Genomic DNA, 15,767 nt, shown 5'->3' on the forward strand with positions numbered 1-15,767 from the left:
CCAGTGGTGCGCTCTGTGTTGGTCTTTTTGTTTGTAAAAAATGCTGCTTTACCTTTCACTGTATACTTCGTATATAGTCCGTAAAAGGCATCTAAGCGAACGAAATAAATAAATGTTGCGAACATTAGTTCGTATTTGTTATTCTGAATGTAATAGGATGGGAATGGGGAGGCGGATCAAAGGGAGATTTCTTGATCGTTTGTATGTAATTAGGCTTATTAGTTTCAATTGTGTGTAACAAGACTACATAGGGTATGTGAGATTTCGGGAGCAATATCGGGTGTGTATAGTAAAATTACGGGATAGTAACTAGATTGTAAAGAAAGTATAAGAACGACGATAATTAAAAGTTAATGGGGGAAATGGATTATGTCTGCTACAACTGCTATGGGTTTTGATGATTTATTTGAGATTGGGGATATAGACATGTTCCTGAATAAAGCTCAGGAGAAGTGTCGTCACAAGCTTAGAGGGAAAACATTTGCAGGGATGGAGAAAGAAGATGTGACCCAGGAGATTATGATCAAATTGGTTAACTCCCTGGACAAGTATGATGCAGAAAAAGCAAAAATGTCGACGTTTGTTGATCATCTTATCGAAAATAAAATCAAGGACATGTACCGCAAGTGCATGTCTGAGAAAAATCTCAGTGTGGTTAACGCTGTACAGATCATGTGCACGGATCAGAGTGGTGGCGATGAATCGGAAAGCTCAGATATTGCATTAGCGCTTGGTCATGCTGGGTTTGCATATGAGAATTTTGAGTTTGTAACAGATATTATGGAAAATATGATGCTGAACGAACGTGAGAAGCAAATCTTTAAACTTCGGACTTCGGGGTATGAATTTGTAGAGATTGCAGGAATGCTAGGTGTATCCAAGGCTCGTATATCCCAGTTATGGAAAGCGATTCGTGAGAAGTACGAAGCATTGTAGTCATAATTGGCAATTAATAGCCTAAGTTAGATGAAGATAGATTCAGTAACCTACATAGAACAAAGAGAGCACCCTTAACTGGGTGCTTTTTTAAGTCGTATAGAGTGATTAGTACAGAAAGAAAGGCGGAACAAGATGCTTAGTGTGGTGGTTTTAGGATTTACGATGGAACGTCTGGAGGGGTATTCGGATATCGCTTGGGCAAGTCATGATTCGTCAACAGCTTCTGATTTAAGCAACAGGGAGTACGCCTTGATCATTGAAAAAGTAGTTGTACAGGCTGATGCCGTCTTGGTTAATCTGGCTATGGATCATTTGACCTCTACTGATATTGTGATCATGCATCATGCTTATATACATAAAAAACCGATCTTGGGTGTAGGTTTCAGGGCATTAGAGCCTGTTATCGAAGATATTGTCTCCAAACGAGTGACTGATCTGGACACGGCTGTACTCCATATGCGGACGAACTATACGGTCCTAAGCAGCGGAACAAGTACTTCATCTGCGCCTCCAATTTAACTGCCGCTCCTATAACACGTATAGAGAATGTAAGGGCAAGAATATTCATTAAACTTTAACTTAATGGAGGAATAATTCGATGACACATATGATCAAAGCAAAAGAAGATAAATTAACGGAAGAAATCGTAGCCAGCATGATTGGAAAGTATATCCACGCACCAACCAATATGCATGAGGTGCAGACGCCAACCGGTGCAACAACCCAGGCTAACGTATGGTTTGCTGGCAGTGTAGCTGGATACGAAAAAGCCGTTATTGGGTTCAACTACGAAGAGGGTACCTTTCATGAAGAACCACAAACATTTTATAACGTTCATTTAACGGATGGTATGGGTTATATTCTGACAAGTGCTTACGAATTGGAGATTCATGAACTGACCGAAGAGGAGTTTAATCAACTCATTGAAGAGAAAAAGGAAGAAGAACAAGACTCATCTGGTGAAGAGCAATGAAGGTGTTGAACTACGCCTCGGATTTAGCTGTAAAAACGTTTGTGTCCGCTAGCGCTGCAGGTGTGGAAGAATTGATCAACGCATGGATGTTATCCAAACCAAACACATTCGTTAATGGACTGGAGTTTACCTCCAACGTTGATCCACTCAGCAGCATGTTGGAATTTGCAGCAATCATCGTATACCAGCCAAGTGAAGAAGACCAATCCTAACTTATACATGAGATTATTCCTTCTATAATATAGAGGCTTTCAGTAAGGAGGTGGGCGAATCTGTTGCTCACTTTAGAAAGAGTAATAGGAGTTGTTATTGCTTTTGTGGTATGGGCTTCGCAATATGGGAGTCTATCGGCATCAGAGCAGATAAAACAAGTAAAGCCAATGAAGCAAGAAAAACAAGAAGAACAACAGAAACAAGTTAAATCGGTAACTCCTGCCCACATACCAATGACGAATATGATTGAGCAATATATAGAACTCCATCATGAGAAAGCGGTGAGCCGAGCAAAGCTGCTGAAGTATGTGAAGTGGGTAGTCCAATATACGAAGGATACGGATATCGATCCCGTCTGGGTTCTGGCTATGATGTGGCAAGAGAGCCGAATGTTAGAGGAAAGTGTATCCTCCCATGGAGCGATTGGTTTACTTCAGATTCTTCCCAGCACAGCGAAATCGTTTGGAGTGAAGCAACAGGAGCTACATCAGCCTGAAACGAATATCAGGACAAGCATTATATACTTGAAATATCTTATGGATAAGTATGATGGAAATCTTCGTACAACAACCATTGCGTACAATCAGGGAGAAGGCAATGTAGCTAAGGGGAAGGCTCGCCCCTGGTACTACAATCAAGTGAAGGAACATCATAACAAGATGCTTGAGATAATGAAAAAAGGTCCATAAACATCAGTTAACAATGAAATTTGAATACTATAAGAACGTTTATCAATTTTACATAGGGAGATCCAAATGGGAAAATTTCCAGAACATATTAGCACGAATTTAAAAGTAGACAAGAAGCATTACACCATGGATGACGTAGAAAATATTGAACGTTGTAAGCTTGATGAATATTTCCTCGGGGATTGTATTCTGGTCAATGAGAACCTGATTTGGCATTCCGTTCATAAATATATTGGAAAGCCCGAAATGATTATTAAGAATCATTGTGTAGAGAAGGATGATATTCTTCAACTGGGCCGTCTGGGATTTATCAAAGCAATTAGGGCATTTGATACCGGGCGTGGCGTGAAATTTAGCTCATTTGCAGTCACTGCGATTGTCAGAGAAATCCGATGTTTTCTGAGAGATAGTGCAAGCATTATTCGTCCAACTCGGACAGCTACGGAATTAATTAATCGAATCAATCGACTTGAGCACGATATGAGCTACCTGCCACCAGCACATGAAATTGCATTGTTGTTGGATGAGGAAGTAGAGAAGATCAACAAAGCACTTCAAGTGGGTAAAGGTGTGAAGTACCTGGATGAGCCTGTAGGTGCTGATGATCAACAATCTCAATCCGTGACATTGATGGATACCATCTATAGTGGGGAGAACCTTGAAGAAGGTATTCTGGATAAGCTATACGTTGATGCGGTTATTGATTCGGTCAAGCGTAAGCTTAGTGAAAAAGAAGTGACTGTACTGAAGCATCGTGTAGATGGATTTAATCAAACCCAGACTGCAGATATGGAAGATATTAGCCAGATGAGAGTCTCCAGAATTATGAGAAAAGTAGCTAAAATGCTGGATAAACCGGATCAGACGTGATTTGGTCACAGCCCTTCATATCATTTATAACGTCTCATACATAATGTCCCTCCCGCATCAAGCGGTGAGGGATTTTTGCTGTTTTTGCCCTATGGGACATACTCCAAGTTGTCCGAACATAAGATAGTACAAGATTCCAAGTGACCCGGAGGAATGAATTGATGCGAAAAATAACGAAAGTTCTTGCATGCATGCTTATCCCTGTCTTCTTGCTGTCTTCCTTAGGGGTTACCCAAGCCCAGGCAACAATTCAAGGTCCGTCTACACATGCGCAAAGCGCTGCGCTCATTGATGTCACATCAGGCCGGATCTTATACAGCAAGGATGGGGATAAGGAACTGCGAATTGCCAGCTTGACCAAAATCATGACAGCGATCGTAGCGATCGAACACAGCAAGCTGGATGAGAAAGTGAAAGTGTCCCCCACGGCTTTTGCCAAAGAAGGATCATCTATCTATCTCAAGTTAGGCGAAGAGATGACGCTCGAGAACATGTTGTACGGGCTAATGCTCCGTTCAGGCAATGACGCGGCCTCTGCAATAGCAGAACATGTAGGTGGTTCGGAAGAGGGGTTTGTTCTGTTGATGAACAAAAAAGCGGAACAAATCGGTCTGACGCATTCCCACTTTATGAACCCTCATGGACTGGATGCAGAAGGGCATTATTCTACAGCCAATGACTTGGCCAGATTAACTGCCTACGCGTTGCACAATCCGGTGTTCAAACGCATCGTAGCCACGGAGGACAAATCCGCACCGAACCCCAATGAAAGCTGGGAATACTCCTGGCACAACAAAAATAAAATGCTGCGGATGTATGAAGGCGCGGATGGCGTGAAAACCGGCTATACCAAGAAAGCTTTCAGATGTTTGGTCAGCTCGGCAACACGCAACGGACAGCAGCTGGCCGCGGTAACGCTGAATGATGGAAACGATTGGAATGATCATGCTCGGATGCTTGATTTCGGATTTGAATATTTCCCATTGGTAGAGATCGCGAGGCAAGAACAGCCTGTGCAAAATACAGATGTCGTTACAGGCCGGGGATTTTGGTATCCACTGGCTGAGAGTGAGAAAAGTTCATTGACCAAAAAGTTGATTCTGCACGAAAATCGCGTCCAATCTGAAACGGAAGGGAAAAAACAATCGACAGACCCTACGTTTGGATTGGCAGGACGCATCGATATGCAACTTCACGGTAAACTTGTTGGCTCGATTCCGGTGTATCGCAAAGGCAGTTATATCCCACCTGAACCGAAGACAGATGAGACAACAATGGGTGGGATCGGAGACGTCTCTTCCTGGGCAGCAGCATGGCGTGTGGTATTAAGTCACCTGTTGTCTCCATAGTAAAATCGTCGTTGAAGGGAGGATATAACCAATGATCAATTTAATTTGGTTGCTTATGATCTTAATCGGATTTGCTTTTGCAGCCGTCAACGGCAATATTGAAGTGGTCACGCAAGCCGCTTTCGACGGAGCGGCAACGGGAGTCACAGTCTGTTTTGGACTGATCAGTGTGCTTGTGTTCTGGATGGGCATGATGAAAATGGCTGAGGATGCCGGCCTCCTGGCCCGGATTGCTAAGCTGCTTGGTCCGGTTGTGGGCTTCCTATTCCCTGATGTGCCCAAAAATCATCCGGCGATGGGTTATATTCTCTCCAATATGAGTGCAAATCTGCTGGGACTGGGAAATGCGGCTACACCAATGGGAATCAAAGCCATGCAACAACTGCAGGAGCTTAATCCGGATAAACAAACAGCTTCTCCTGCCATGTGCACTTTACTGGCTCTGAATACGGCTAGCATTACGATTATTCCGACAACGCTGATCGCCATCCGCTTAAACTATCATTCCGCCAATGCAACAGAGATCGTGGGAACAACATTGATGGCTACCATTATCGCTACACTTGCTGCTATAATCGCCGATCGCTGGTATCGGAACAGGGCTTTACACAAACCGCCGCGTATACAGAAAAGTGGCAATCCCGGCATGAAAGGATGAGCAACTTTGTTAACCTTCATCAACTGGATCTCCGTCTGGGCCATCCCGGTTATTATCGCGTTTGTTCCATTATATGCGTTTACCAAAAAGGTCCCGGTTTACGAATCCTTTGTTGATGGGGCCAAGGATGGATTCTCTACTGCAATCAGTATTATTCCGCATCTCGTGGGCATGATGGTCGCAATCAGCGTATTTCGTGCCTCAGGTGCACTGGATTTTGTGATTAGCCTATTCACTCCGTTGGTATCTTGGATGGGTGTTCCAGGCGAAGTGTTGCCACTCGGAATACTGCGTCCTTTGACTGGGACAGGCTCCCTGGCGTTTACAACCGATCTAATCAAGACCCATGGCCCAGACTCCATGATTGGACGTATGGCATCTACGATTCAGGGGAGTACAGATACCACGTTATATGTGCTGACTGTCTATTTTGGGGCTGTAGGCATAAGGAACGGTCGGTATGCACTCAAAGTAGGGTTGTTTTCCGATGTCGTTGGTTTTATTGCAGCCCTGGCCATTTGTTTGCTCGTTTTTGGTTAAACGATATCTCCTTTCCTTCCGATATATTAGATATGCTAGAATAATAGCGGAGGAGAGTGAGTCATGCAGAAGAGTTGGAAACGAATACTCCGTGTTGGAATGTCTGGCGTGCTTGCCATTGCAATGCTCGCAGGGTCAACGGGGCTGGCGGCAGCTCAAGCCGTTCAGACGATACATTTTACAGGTTACTTTGACAAACAGCTGCGTGCACAAATGGCAGTCACAGCGGATTCTTTTCCAGTCGTGAATGTACGGGTGGTCAAGCAGGATGAACCCGATATGGTATATTATGATGTGGGTACCGCGATCCTGATCTCGAAGGATGAAGTGCTCACGAATTACCATGTTGTTCAGAGTTTTTCTGAATTGTCTGATGGTGATGAAGGTACGTTGACTGTTGCGAGTCCAGGCTCGTTAGGTAAGCCAGTAAAAGCAAAGATTATCAAGACAGATCCGGTGACAGACATGGCGCTACTGAAGTTGGACAAGGAAATAGACGCCCAACCGGTCACATTTGCAAATGCAAGAGATAACCAGGTTGTCTATACGATTGGATTCCCCAAAAATCCTGCTGGTGATCTGGTCATCCTGGATGAAGATTTTCCTTCAACCTACAATACGATAGCCAAAAGCAGAGTGTTTAGTTCCCAAGCTTTGGATGTTCCAGGTAAAAAGGGAATCGGCAGTATTGTAAAATCCATGGCACAAGGTAATTCAGGTGGCCCTGTGTTGGATCAGAACAACCGGGTCATTGGTATGATGACATTTGTATACGGTGGACGTACCTATTATATTACTTCCAAAACATTGCAATCTTTCATTAAAGAGAGCGCTACGCCTGCCAAAAAACAGGTTGCAGTTGCCGGCAAAGTTTCCAATTAAATGGTTTGATGAAAAGGCTTATCTTTACGCCATCTGTGTTGAACAGGTCGTGTAAAAGGTAGGCTTTTTTTGCGTCCACCTCAAAGAAGAAGGAAGTCTAAAATGGATATTCGTGTCCCCAGTTTACAAAATCCTTGGATTATCCTTGTGATTTCCTTGCGTGATGGGTATCATTAGTGTGAGGTGACATGACAAACATGGAAAGATTACAAAAAATTATCGCACAGGCAGGCATTGCATCCCGCCGCAAGAGCGAGGAACTAATCCTGTCCGGCAAAGTAGAAGTTAACGGGGAGGTCGTAACCGAACTGGGTACGAAAGCGAACCCCGAAGAGGATATGATTACGGTTAATGGAAAACCGATCCGCAGTGAGAAAAAAGTGTACTTGATGTTGAACAAGCCAAAAGGCGTAATCACAAGTGCATCTGACCCGGAAGGTCGGAAAATTGTATCCGACTATCTGAAAGGTGTCAAGGAACGTGTATACCCTGTGGGTCGTCTGGATTATGACACAGAGGGCTTATTGATTCTGACCAATGATGGTGAGTTTGCACATTTGTTGACGCATCCAAAGCATCACGTGCCCAAAACGTATCATGCAACGGTTAAGGGCGTGCCGCATGGTTCGGCTCTGGAAAAATTAAAGACAGGCATTATGCTGGATGACGGCATGACTGCGCCTGCTGAGGTGGAGTACAAAGATGTGGATACAGCGGCCAATGAGTCGGTGATCTCCATTACGATCTATGAAGGGCGTAACCGTCAGGTTAGACGCATGTTCGAGGCGATCAACCATCCGGTAACCCGGTTGAAACGGATTTCGTTTGGTGGCATTTTGCTACAAAACCTGAAACGTGGTTTGACGCGTAATCTGACCAAAGAAGAAGTCAACAACCTGATTACCCTCGCACAATCAGAACCAGCCAGAAAAATGAAAAAAAGGTAATGTGAGGACACAGAATTTTCATAAAACCGCCGCAGTTTTGTGACGAAATTCGCTATAATTGTTCATAAGATGTTCACAGTTGTCTTAGTTCAATGATAAGCGAGTGTTAGAGTCACTTAAAAGGAGAGCAGCACATGGGGAAATCAAGAAGAACGGTGCAAATCGTCATTTTGACATTGATCCTGGTGTTGGGCGGATATGCGATTACCACATCGGTATCCGGCTCGAATGGCAAGCCAAAGGAAGGGGACAAGTCTCCTTCTTTTGAACTGCTGGGCCTGGATGGTCAAGTTCATACGTCTGACGAGTACAAAGGAAAAGCTTTGGTGATCAATTTCTGGGGCACGTGGTGTGAGCCTTGTGTTAAGGAAATGCCTGCACTTCAGGCGCAAGCTGATAAATGGAGGGACCAGGGAGTACAGTTTGTCGGCATTAATGTTGGAGAAGACCAGATGACCGTGGATAATTTTGTTCGGCAGGTTGGGGTTACGTTTCCAATCATGTTAGACCGTGAGAAAAACTCGGTTCGTGATTTTGGGATCTCTCCGATGCCAACAACATTCTTTGTATCCGATACGGGCAAAATCTCTACCATTCATATCGGGCAACTTGATTTGGACACACTTGACGCTCAAATTTCGCAACTGGCGAAGCAGCCCTGACAGGAGGTCTATTCGTGTTCCAAAATACCAAATGTGAGTGCGGACATCAGAATCCGGTTGGCACTGTACTATGTGAAGCGTGTGGGAAACCGCTATTGGAATCTGAAGCTAAATCGGATGCAGTGCTGGAAATGCGTTATGATGGCATGGCACGCCGTTCACAGCGTAGTAATCCCAACATCATTGACCGCATATGGAACTTCTTTTCATCCGTCAAAATTGCCGTCTATATGATTGTTTTCACGCTTGTCGGCTCTATGCTTGGCACGATCTATCCGCAAGAAAGTACATTTTTAAATATTGATCCTTCCGTGTATTACAAAGAAACATACGGTCAGTTGGGTCATATCTATTATCTGTTGGGTTTATCCCATACATACGAATCCTGGTGGTTTATCTTACTATTGGTGCTGATTGGAGCATCATTGGTGATATGCAGTCTGGATCGCGTTCTACCGCTATACAAAGCACTGAATAAACAGAAGATACGTAAACATACGCAATTCCTGACAAGACAGCGTCTGGTGTACCAAGGGACTATCGAAGAGGCATCAGAAGACTGGATTAAGAAAGCGGTTACGCCGCTTAAAAAGAAAGGCTACCGTGTGCACACTCAGGGTGATGCATTACTCGCCGAGAAACAGCGATTCAGTCGATGGGGCCCATATGTCATCCATATTGGACTCATTATTTTTCTGCTGGCGGTGCTGGCACGAGGGCTACCCGGCCTGAATCTGGACGAGCATGTCGCTTTTCCAGAAGGTGAGATCAAAAAAATCCCGAACACGTCGATGTATCTGAAAAATGAACAGTTTAATGTTGAATTTTACAGTGAGGAAGAAGTACCTGAGCAATTCCGTAACCTGAATAAGACCGTTCCAAAACTGTTCGAAACAAAAGTTGTTTTGTATGAATGTACAGCAGATTGTTCGGATCTCTCGAAGAAACCTCAATTAGCTGAGGTGGCCAGACATGATGTACGCGTGAATCATCCATTAAATTATAACGGTTTGAAAGCCTATCAGTTTGATTATGATCTAACACCTACTATTCGGTCCGTAACGCCTGATTTGGTCAATACAAAGACGGGTGAAGTATACGGGGCAATTAAGATCGATATGGTAGATACCCAAAGAACATTTGAAGCTGGTCCTTATAACTTAACGGTAAAGGAAAAGTTCATGGACTTTGGATTGGATGAGAATGGACAGCCCAAATCAAAATCGCCTTCACCTAATGCACCTGCTTTTCTCTTTCTCATTAAGGGGCCAGATCTGCCCGAAGAGGGGATACAATACCTTTACTTTGCGAAGCAGATTGATAAACAACGTTTTCAACAAGATGCGATTAACCAACAGCTGATTGGAGCTGAGATACCTTTACAGCTTGAAGTAGACAGCATGGACAAGGTTGATATTATTCAATCCGTAAGTTATCTCAATATAAGAGTGGATAAGGCAATGCCTTTTGTGTGGGTAGGAGCCGGCATTGTCATGTTGGGTCTGGTCATGGGTTTTTATTGGCATCATCGCCGCATCTGGATTCGTTTTGATGATCAACAGCTTACCTTGGGTGGACATACCAACAAAAACTGGTTTGGCTTCAGGCGTGAAGTGGCGGCTGTTTTGAAACAAATGAATTTGGAAGTGGAAGAGAAGTCGTTGGATAACGGGGGGAACCAAGCATGAATTTATTGGATTTCAGCAGCGACGCATTTATCGTAGCTTTCTTTCTCTATTGTGCCGCATTCTTTTTATATGGTGTAGCGGTAATGGGCAAAAAATGGAGCAATCGTGATCCTCTGGCGCATATGAATCGCTGGGGTAAACGAGCTTTCATTGCCTCGACTGTTGCTTTGACGGCACATCTTGTATTCTTTGCAACCCGATGGGCTGGGGCAGGTCATATCCCGGTTAGTAACATGTATGAGTTTATGTCTTTTCTGTCCATGATGATCATGGTTGCATTTATTGTTGTATACGCCATATACCGCAAGTCATTATTGGGTTTGTTTGCCCTTCCACTTACCATTATTATTATGGCGTATGCTGCTGTATTTCCTCAGGAGGTACAACCATTAATTCCGGCACTGCAGTCCATCTGGCTGAAAATTCACGTGACGTTGGCCGCGCTTGGTGAAGCATTCTTCGCTGTGGGTTTTGCCGCAGGGTTCATGTATTTGCTCCGCACTGTTGATTTCAGTGGTAAAGACAAGTCTTCAAGACGGCAACGAGGATGGGTGGAATTCACCCTGGTTACGATCGTCGTCGTTATCGGATTTATCGGGGCGGTATTTGCCTTTCGTGCAGCTGGTTATGAGGCAGTTTTTGTGCAGAAAACGGTCAGCATTGACACGGAGGTACAGGAAAATAGTACAATAGAGAAAGTGAATTATCGCATGCCTCCGATTTTTGCACCATATAATAGTGAAGTGGAGAGCATGACACCGTTTCTTGGCATGGAAAAACCTTTACTTGAGACGCCTTCCTGGATGAACGGGGTTAATGCCGGGCGCAAGCTGAATACGGTGGTTTGGTCACTTATTGTAGGTCTGATCCTGTATGGAATTATACGACTTCTTGTACGTAGACCACTTGGACAAGCATTACAGCCGATGCTGGACGGAATCGATGCCGATGATCTCGATGAGATTAGTTATCGTGCGATAGCCATTGGTTTTCCGATTTTTACACTGGGAGCATTAATCTTTGCCATGATCTGGGCTCAGATTGCCTGGAGTCGCTTTTGGGGTTGGGACCCCAAAGAGGTGTGGGCTTTAATTACATGGCTATATTATAGTGTGTATCTGCATTTGCGTTTATCCAAAGGTTGGCAAGGTCAAAAGTCTGCATGGCTTGCAGTTCTAGGCTTCCTGGTCGTCATGTTTACGCTGGTTGGTGTGAATCTGATTATTGCCGGATTACACTCTTACGCTGGAGCGGATTAGGACAGACTCGTCTTGCAAAGGTTGGGTTTAGAAACGGGAAACACACACGTACCTTTTTATTGAAGGGTATTCAAATATTGTTCGCCAGATCGAACATAATAGAAGTACTGAGGAGTTATTGCAAAGGGGCTGGAGAGGCATGGCTGAACATGAGAATCGAATACTGGTCGTGGATGACGAAGAGAGAATCCGCAGACTTTTGAAAATGTATCTTGAAAAAGAAGGTTATGAAATCGATGAAGCTGAGGATGGGGAAACTGCGCTGCGTAAAGCAACAGCAGGGGACTACGGACTGATTTTGCTTGATGTGATGTTGCCTGGGATGGATGGAGTTGAAGTATGTACCCGTCTTCGTCAGGTGAAATCAACGCCGGTTTTGATGCTCACTGCAAAAGGTGAAGAGATTAACCGGGTTCAAGGTTTCGAAGTTGGCGCTGATGACTATGTTGTAAAACCATTCAGCCCACGTGAAGTGATTTATCGTGTCAAAGCGATTTTGCGTCGATCTTCCGCGACAGCTTATCTCTCCAAGGAGAGCAATTCGAGTAACAACATCGTATTCCCGCATTTGGTTATTGAGCATGATGCCCACCGGGTAACCGCTGGTGGCGAAGAGATTAGTCTTACACCAAAAGAATATGAATTGCTGCACTACCTGGCAACATCTCCCGACAAAGTTTTCTCCAGAGAAGAATTGCTCAAAGATGTATGGAATTACGAATTCTTTGGCGATCTTCGTACCGTGGATACGCACGTGAAGCGTCTTCGCGAGAAACTTAACAAGGTATCGCCTGAATCGGCGGCCATGATTACGACGGTGTGGGGTGTGGGTTATAAACTGGAAGTACCGAAGTAGTTTTAGTTTCTGGAGATCACTGGTCGGGAAGTTATGGATCACTATTATCTGCCTTGTGGGTTGTGTACTTATAGCGCTGGGTCTTTTTTTGCTGCCTTACATTGATACGAACTTTGCAGAGTCCGAATCCAGAGATATTAAGCGATTGTTCACCTATATCTGTATTATCGGATTCAGTTTAACCACTTTTTTTGCATTGTTTCTATTCACCAAAATAACGCAGCCGATGCAGCAATTGATTCAGGCAGCCAATGCGATTCGCAAAGGGAACTACGGAACACGTCTATCCCTGGTAACCAGTGATGAGATTGGTGAACTGGCCAACACATTTAATCACATGGCTGCCCAACTGGAAGATAATATTCGAAACCTTAACCATGAGAAGGAACATTTGGCGAGTGTGCTTCGCAGCATGACCGATGCGGTGGTTACATTTGATGGTGAAGGCAAAGTTATTCTGACGAATCCACCAGGAGAGAAGATCATGCAGACTTGGTATGATCTGGATTGGGCGAAAGTGGACGAAGGACAAGATTTGGAGCAGTCCAACAAGTCTTCGCGCGATGTACCTGAGCCCCTTCTCCCTTTATTCAGAATGGTCATGGAGCAAGGTGGGGACCAGAACTCCAATGTTCATGTACAACAAGGCGTCTGGTCTGTTCAGATGGCACCGTTGTATGCTGACAGTGTTGTCAGAGGGGCGGTGGCTGTCTTGAGAGATGTCACAGAAGAAGTGCGTCTGGAGAAAATGCGGCGTGATTTCGTGGCTAACGTATCTCATGAGATACGGACTCCGCTATCCATGATGCAAGGCTATAGTGAAGCCCTTCTGGACGGCATGGCAACCTCACCGGAAGAGAGCGAAGAACTGATTCAGGTCATTCATGATGAGTCCCTGCGGATGGGCAGACTTGTTAAAGACCTGCTTGATCTTGCCCGGATGGAAGCTGGGCACACGGACATGGTGATGAAGGAAGTTGACCTCGGAGAACTGCTTGAACGTGTATATCGGAAGTTCTCAGTGCGTTCGAAAGAACAGGGAATTCAACTGCACTTCGAGTGCGAACAGCCAACCATTGAACTTCAACAGGCAGATGAGGATCGACTTGAGCAAGTCTTTACGAATTTACTGGATAATGCGTTCAGGCATACGCCTACTGGCAAAAATGTAATGATCTCAGCTGAACGGGTTACTTATCTTCGTGCGCCGTTTGTTAGAGTTTCTGTGAAGGATCAGGGTGTGGGTATCCCTTCATCTGACTTGCCGTTTATTTTCGAACGATTCTACAAAGCAGACAAGGCTCGTGTTCGTGGAGAAAGTGTAGGCACGGGGCTTGGTTTAGCGATTGTGAAAAATATTGTTGATGCGCATCAAGGCATGATTACCGTCAATAGTGTACTTGGCGAAGGAACAGAGTTTATTTTGCAATTTCCCTTGGATTCATCGAAATAGCCTGAATTTCATACAAAAAGTGCGTAAACACCCTCTTATGGAGGGTGTTTTTTTGTTGAAGAGTACCGTTTAATCTTGTTTAACGTGGAACATGAATGGTTTTTTTTGACTAAAAAGAGTGTCCAAGATAATTTTCCTTCCGATGTTACATAAGCTTGAAAAGCAAGTAATCTAGAGGAGGATTGAGCTAAGCATGTCCGATGATCGAAAAAGGGTCAATATTAAAGCTTTTCTGGAAGGCAGATCTTTTAGAGCGGGCTCTCCATTTATTCCAATAACCACGAGAGAACTGGAGCAGTTTGAATCCATACTTCGTTCTTTGGCTGTAGCTATTCCTGCTGCAATAAGTCAGCCAACCTCAGCCAATATACTGTCACTGCAGAACGGATTACGTCAGTTACTTACGTTTGTAAATCAATCCGGATTTCGTGCGGGAGTAAAGGCGGAATTACAAGCAGTATTAGAATTAACGATTGCAGCTTCAGAGGTTGTTCCTGTTCCTCTTATTAATCTCGCAGGTAACTTGCAAAACCTACTAGATGACTTGTTAAGTGTGACGCTACTTCTGGAAGTCCCAGCTACAGAAAAAGATAAACTTGTGGGATTAATTCGATCGATATCGTTATCCCTAAGTCGGGCGACGGCGACTTTTGGAACCGGAGGCATTACAGGGCCTGCTGGACCACAGGGAGCACAAGGGGTTCCGGGGGTACCAGGTGTTCCAGGAGTTCCTGGGGTGAAAGGGCCTACTGGAAGTGCAGGAGCTATTGGACCGGCTGGGCCCATAGGGCCTATCGGACCCGTTGGTCCACAGGGTGCACAAGGTCCGGCCGGGGCACCTGGTGTTGGCTTGAACAATATTACTGCATATGATCCTGCACTTGGACCGACATATGCTCAGGGCCAAGTCGTCAGTTATGAGGGGAATCTCTATGTTGCCAATGTAAACGGTCCGGTGGGTACACCCGGCAGTTCCCCAGATTACACTCTTTTGTTGGCGGGCGGAACGACCGGAGCTACAGGAGCAACCGGAGCAGGTTTAACGGGTGCTGTAGCATTTGATCCAGCGCTCGCACCGGGTTATCCTGCAGGTCAGGTAATTACGTATAACGGGAGTACTTACATTACAAGTATAACTGGTCCTTTAGGAACGCCAGGAACTTCGTCGGATTATACATTAATTGCTGCTGCGGGGGCCACAGGTGCAACTGGTGTAGGGCTAACTGGATTAACTTCTTTTGATCCAGCTCAGTCCCCAACATATCCAGCAGGCCAGGTCGTTACGTATAACGGGAGTACTTATATTACGAATGTTGCAAGTCCGGGAGGAGTGCCAGGCAGCTCACCGGATTACACACTGCTTGCGGCGGCAGGAGCGACGGGAACAGGAACAACAGGGGCAACTGGAGCCACAGGCGTAGGATTAAGTGGCATCGTGCCGTTCGATCCAGCATCGGCACCAACCTATCCCGCAGGTCAGATCGTTACGTTTGGTGGCAGCACCTACATTACGAATGTAGCCTCACCAACGGGTACACCAGGAAGTTCGCCAGATTATACGTTGTTAGCAGGGTCTGGAGTTACAGGTGCAACTGGAGCTACGGGGATCGGCCTCAATGGTACAGTTCCGTTTGACCCGGCAGTAGCTCCAACGTACCCAGCAGGTCAGGTCGTTACCTTTAATGGCAGTACGTATATAACGAATGTGGCTTCTCCTACAGGTACTCCAGGTACTTCACCCGACTATACATTGCTTGCTGGTGCAGGACCTACAGGAGCCACAGGTGTA

At 45.1% G+C, this 15,767-nt stretch carries 17 protein-coding genes; all 17 read left to right on the forward strand.

All coding sequences use genetic code 11. The annotated features are described in order from the left end of the window. Positions 1-369: 369 nt before the first annotated feature. Positions 370-936: a sigma-70 family RNA polymerase sigma factor gene (locus MHH93_RS13185; RefSeq protein ID WP_500054370.1), complete on the forward strand. Its 567-nt coding sequence runs from the start codon at positions 370-372 to the stop codon at positions 934-936. A gap of 135 nt (positions 937-1,071) precedes the next feature. Next, positions 1,072-1,458 (forward strand): hypothetical protein, encoded by a 387-nt coding sequence (locus MHH93_RS13190; protein WP_500054371.1) that lies wholly within the window; start codon positions 1,072-1,074, stop codon positions 1,456-1,458. Between the two features lie 79 nt (positions 1,459-1,537). Next, positions 1,538-1,912 (forward strand): hypothetical protein, encoded by a 375-nt coding sequence (locus MHH93_RS13195; protein WP_500054372.1) that lies wholly within the window; start codon positions 1,538-1,540, stop codon positions 1,910-1,912. After that, a complete protein-coding gene (locus MHH93_RS13200) occupies positions 1,909-2,124 on the forward strand; it encodes a hypothetical protein (RefSeq protein ID WP_500054373.1) in 216 nt (71 codons plus the stop codon). Before MHH93_RS13195 ends, MHH93_RS13200 begins: the two co-directional genes overlap by 4 nt. A gap of 63 nt (positions 2,125-2,187) precedes the next feature. Beyond that, positions 2,188-2,814, forward strand: coding sequence for a lytic transglycosylase domain-containing protein (locus MHH93_RS13205; RefSeq protein WP_500054374.1), 627 nt, complete (start codon positions 2,188-2,190; stop codon positions 2,812-2,814). 66 nt (positions 2,815-2,880) lie between these two features. Next, a complete protein-coding gene (locus MHH93_RS13210) occupies positions 2,881-3,684 on the forward strand; it encodes a sigma-70 family RNA polymerase sigma factor (RefSeq protein ID WP_500054375.1) in 804 nt (267 codons plus the stop codon). A 161-nt stretch (positions 3,685-3,845) separates the two neighbouring features. Further along, positions 3,846-5,033 (forward strand): D-alanyl-D-alanine carboxypeptidase family protein, encoded by a 1,188-nt coding sequence (locus MHH93_RS13215; protein ID WP_500054376.1) that lies wholly within the window; start codon positions 3,846-3,848, stop codon positions 5,031-5,033. A 31-nt stretch (positions 5,034-5,064) separates the two neighbouring features. Further along, entirely contained in the window at positions 5,065-5,691 is a 627-nt protein-coding gene (locus tag MHH93_RS13220; RefSeq protein ID WP_036672256.1) for a nucleoside recognition domain-containing protein, read from the forward strand. Between the two features lie 6 nt (positions 5,692-5,697). Continuing rightward, positions 5,698-6,231, forward strand: coding sequence for a spore maturation protein (locus MHH93_RS13225; RefSeq protein ID WP_440389932.1), 534 nt, complete (start codon positions 5,698-5,700; stop codon positions 6,229-6,231). Between the two features lie 63 nt (positions 6,232-6,294). Beyond that, a complete protein-coding gene (locus MHH93_RS13230) occupies positions 6,295-7,113 on the forward strand; it encodes a S1 family peptidase (protein WP_500054377.1) in 819 nt (272 codons plus the stop codon). A gap of 197 nt (positions 7,114-7,310) precedes the next feature. Beyond that, positions 7,311-8,060: a pseudouridine synthase gene (locus tag MHH93_RS13235; protein WP_124116190.1), complete on the forward strand. Its 750-nt coding sequence runs from the start codon at positions 7,311-7,313 to the stop codon at positions 8,058-8,060. Positions 8,061-8,194: 134 nt separating this feature from the next. After that, positions 8,195-8,722, forward strand: a complete 528-nt coding sequence (locus MHH93_RS13240) for a redoxin family protein (RefSeq protein WP_500054378.1) — start codon at positions 8,195-8,197, stop codon at positions 8,720-8,722. 14 nt (positions 8,723-8,736) lie between these two features. Further along, the gene (resB, locus tag MHH93_RS13245) at positions 8,737-10,410 is read left to right on the forward strand and encodes a cytochrome c biogenesis protein ResB (protein WP_500054379.1); all 1,674 of its coding nucleotides are present in this window, start codon (positions 8,737-8,739) and stop codon (positions 10,408-10,410) included. Then, positions 10,407-11,669 (forward strand): cytochrome c biogenesis protein CcsA, encoded by a 1,263-nt coding sequence (ccsA, locus tag MHH93_RS13250; protein WP_500054380.1) that lies wholly within the window; start codon positions 10,407-10,409, stop codon positions 11,667-11,669. The genes resB and ccsA overlap by 4 nt, the downstream gene beginning before the upstream one ends. A gap of 139 nt (positions 11,670-11,808) precedes the next feature. Beyond that, positions 11,809-12,525 carry a response regulator transcription factor gene (locus MHH93_RS13255; RefSeq protein ID WP_017687664.1) on the forward strand — a complete coding sequence of 239 codons (717 nt, stop codon included), beginning with the start codon at positions 11,809-11,811 and terminating at the stop codon, positions 12,523-12,525. Positions 12,526-12,580: 55 nt separating this feature from the next. After that, positions 12,581-13,978 (forward strand): ATP-binding protein, encoded by a 1,398-nt coding sequence (locus tag MHH93_RS13260; RefSeq protein ID WP_500054396.1) that lies wholly within the window; start codon positions 12,581-12,583, stop codon positions 13,976-13,978. Positions 13,979-14,171: 193 nt separating this feature from the next. Then, positions 14,172-15,767, forward strand: a 1,596-nt coding sequence (locus MHH93_RS13265; protein ID WP_500054381.1) for a collagen-like repeat preface domain-containing protein, incomplete at its 3' end; no start/stop codon positions are given.

Origin of the sequence: Priestia sp. FSL H7-0729, from assembly GCF_038005685.1 — a bacterium.
GTDB lineage: Bacteria > Bacillota > Bacilli > Paenibacillales > Paenibacillaceae > Paenibacillus.

Bases quoted from the DNA above. Each gene is read 5' to 3' on its own strand.
- MHH93_RS13185 (WP_500054370.1), top strand. From the start codon at position 370: ATGTCTGCTACAACTGCTATGGGTTTTGATGATTTATTTGAGATTGGG.
- MHH93_RS13190 (WP_500054371.1), top strand. From the start codon at position 1,072: ATGCTTAGTGTGGTGGTTTTAGGATTTACGATGGAACGTCTGGAGGGG.
- MHH93_RS13195 (WP_500054372.1), top strand. From the start codon at position 1,538: ATGACACATATGATCAAAGCAAAAGAAGATAAATTAACGGAAGAAATC.
- MHH93_RS13200 (WP_500054373.1), top strand. From the start codon at position 1,909: ATGAAGGTGTTGAACTACGCCTCGGATTTAGCTGTAAAAACGTTTGTG.
- MHH93_RS13210 (WP_500054375.1), top strand. From the start codon at position 2,881: ATGGGAAAATTTCCAGAACATATTAGCACGAATTTAAAAGTAGACAAG.
- MHH93_RS13215 (WP_500054376.1), top strand. From the start codon at position 3,846: ATGCGAAAAATAACGAAAGTTCTTGCATGCATGCTTATCCCTGTCTTC.
- MHH93_RS13220 (WP_036672256.1), top strand. From the start codon at position 5,065: ATGATCAATTTAATTTGGTTGCTTATGATCTTAATCGGATTTGCTTTT.
- MHH93_RS13230 (WP_500054377.1), top strand. From the start codon at position 6,295: ATGCAGAAGAGTTGGAAACGAATACTCCGTGTTGGAATGTCTGGCGTG.
- MHH93_RS13235 (WP_124116190.1), top strand. From the start codon at position 7,311: ATGGAAAGATTACAAAAAATTATCGCACAGGCAGGCATTGCATCCCGC.
- MHH93_RS13240 (WP_500054378.1), top strand. From the start codon at position 8,195: ATGGGGAAATCAAGAAGAACGGTGCAAATCGTCATTTTGACATTGATC.
- ccsA (WP_500054380.1), top strand. From the start codon at position 10,407: ATGAATTTATTGGATTTCAGCAGCGACGCATTTATCGTAGCTTTCTTT.
- MHH93_RS13255 (WP_017687664.1), top strand. From the start codon at position 11,809: ATGGCTGAACATGAGAATCGAATACTGGTCGTGGATGACGAAGAGAGA.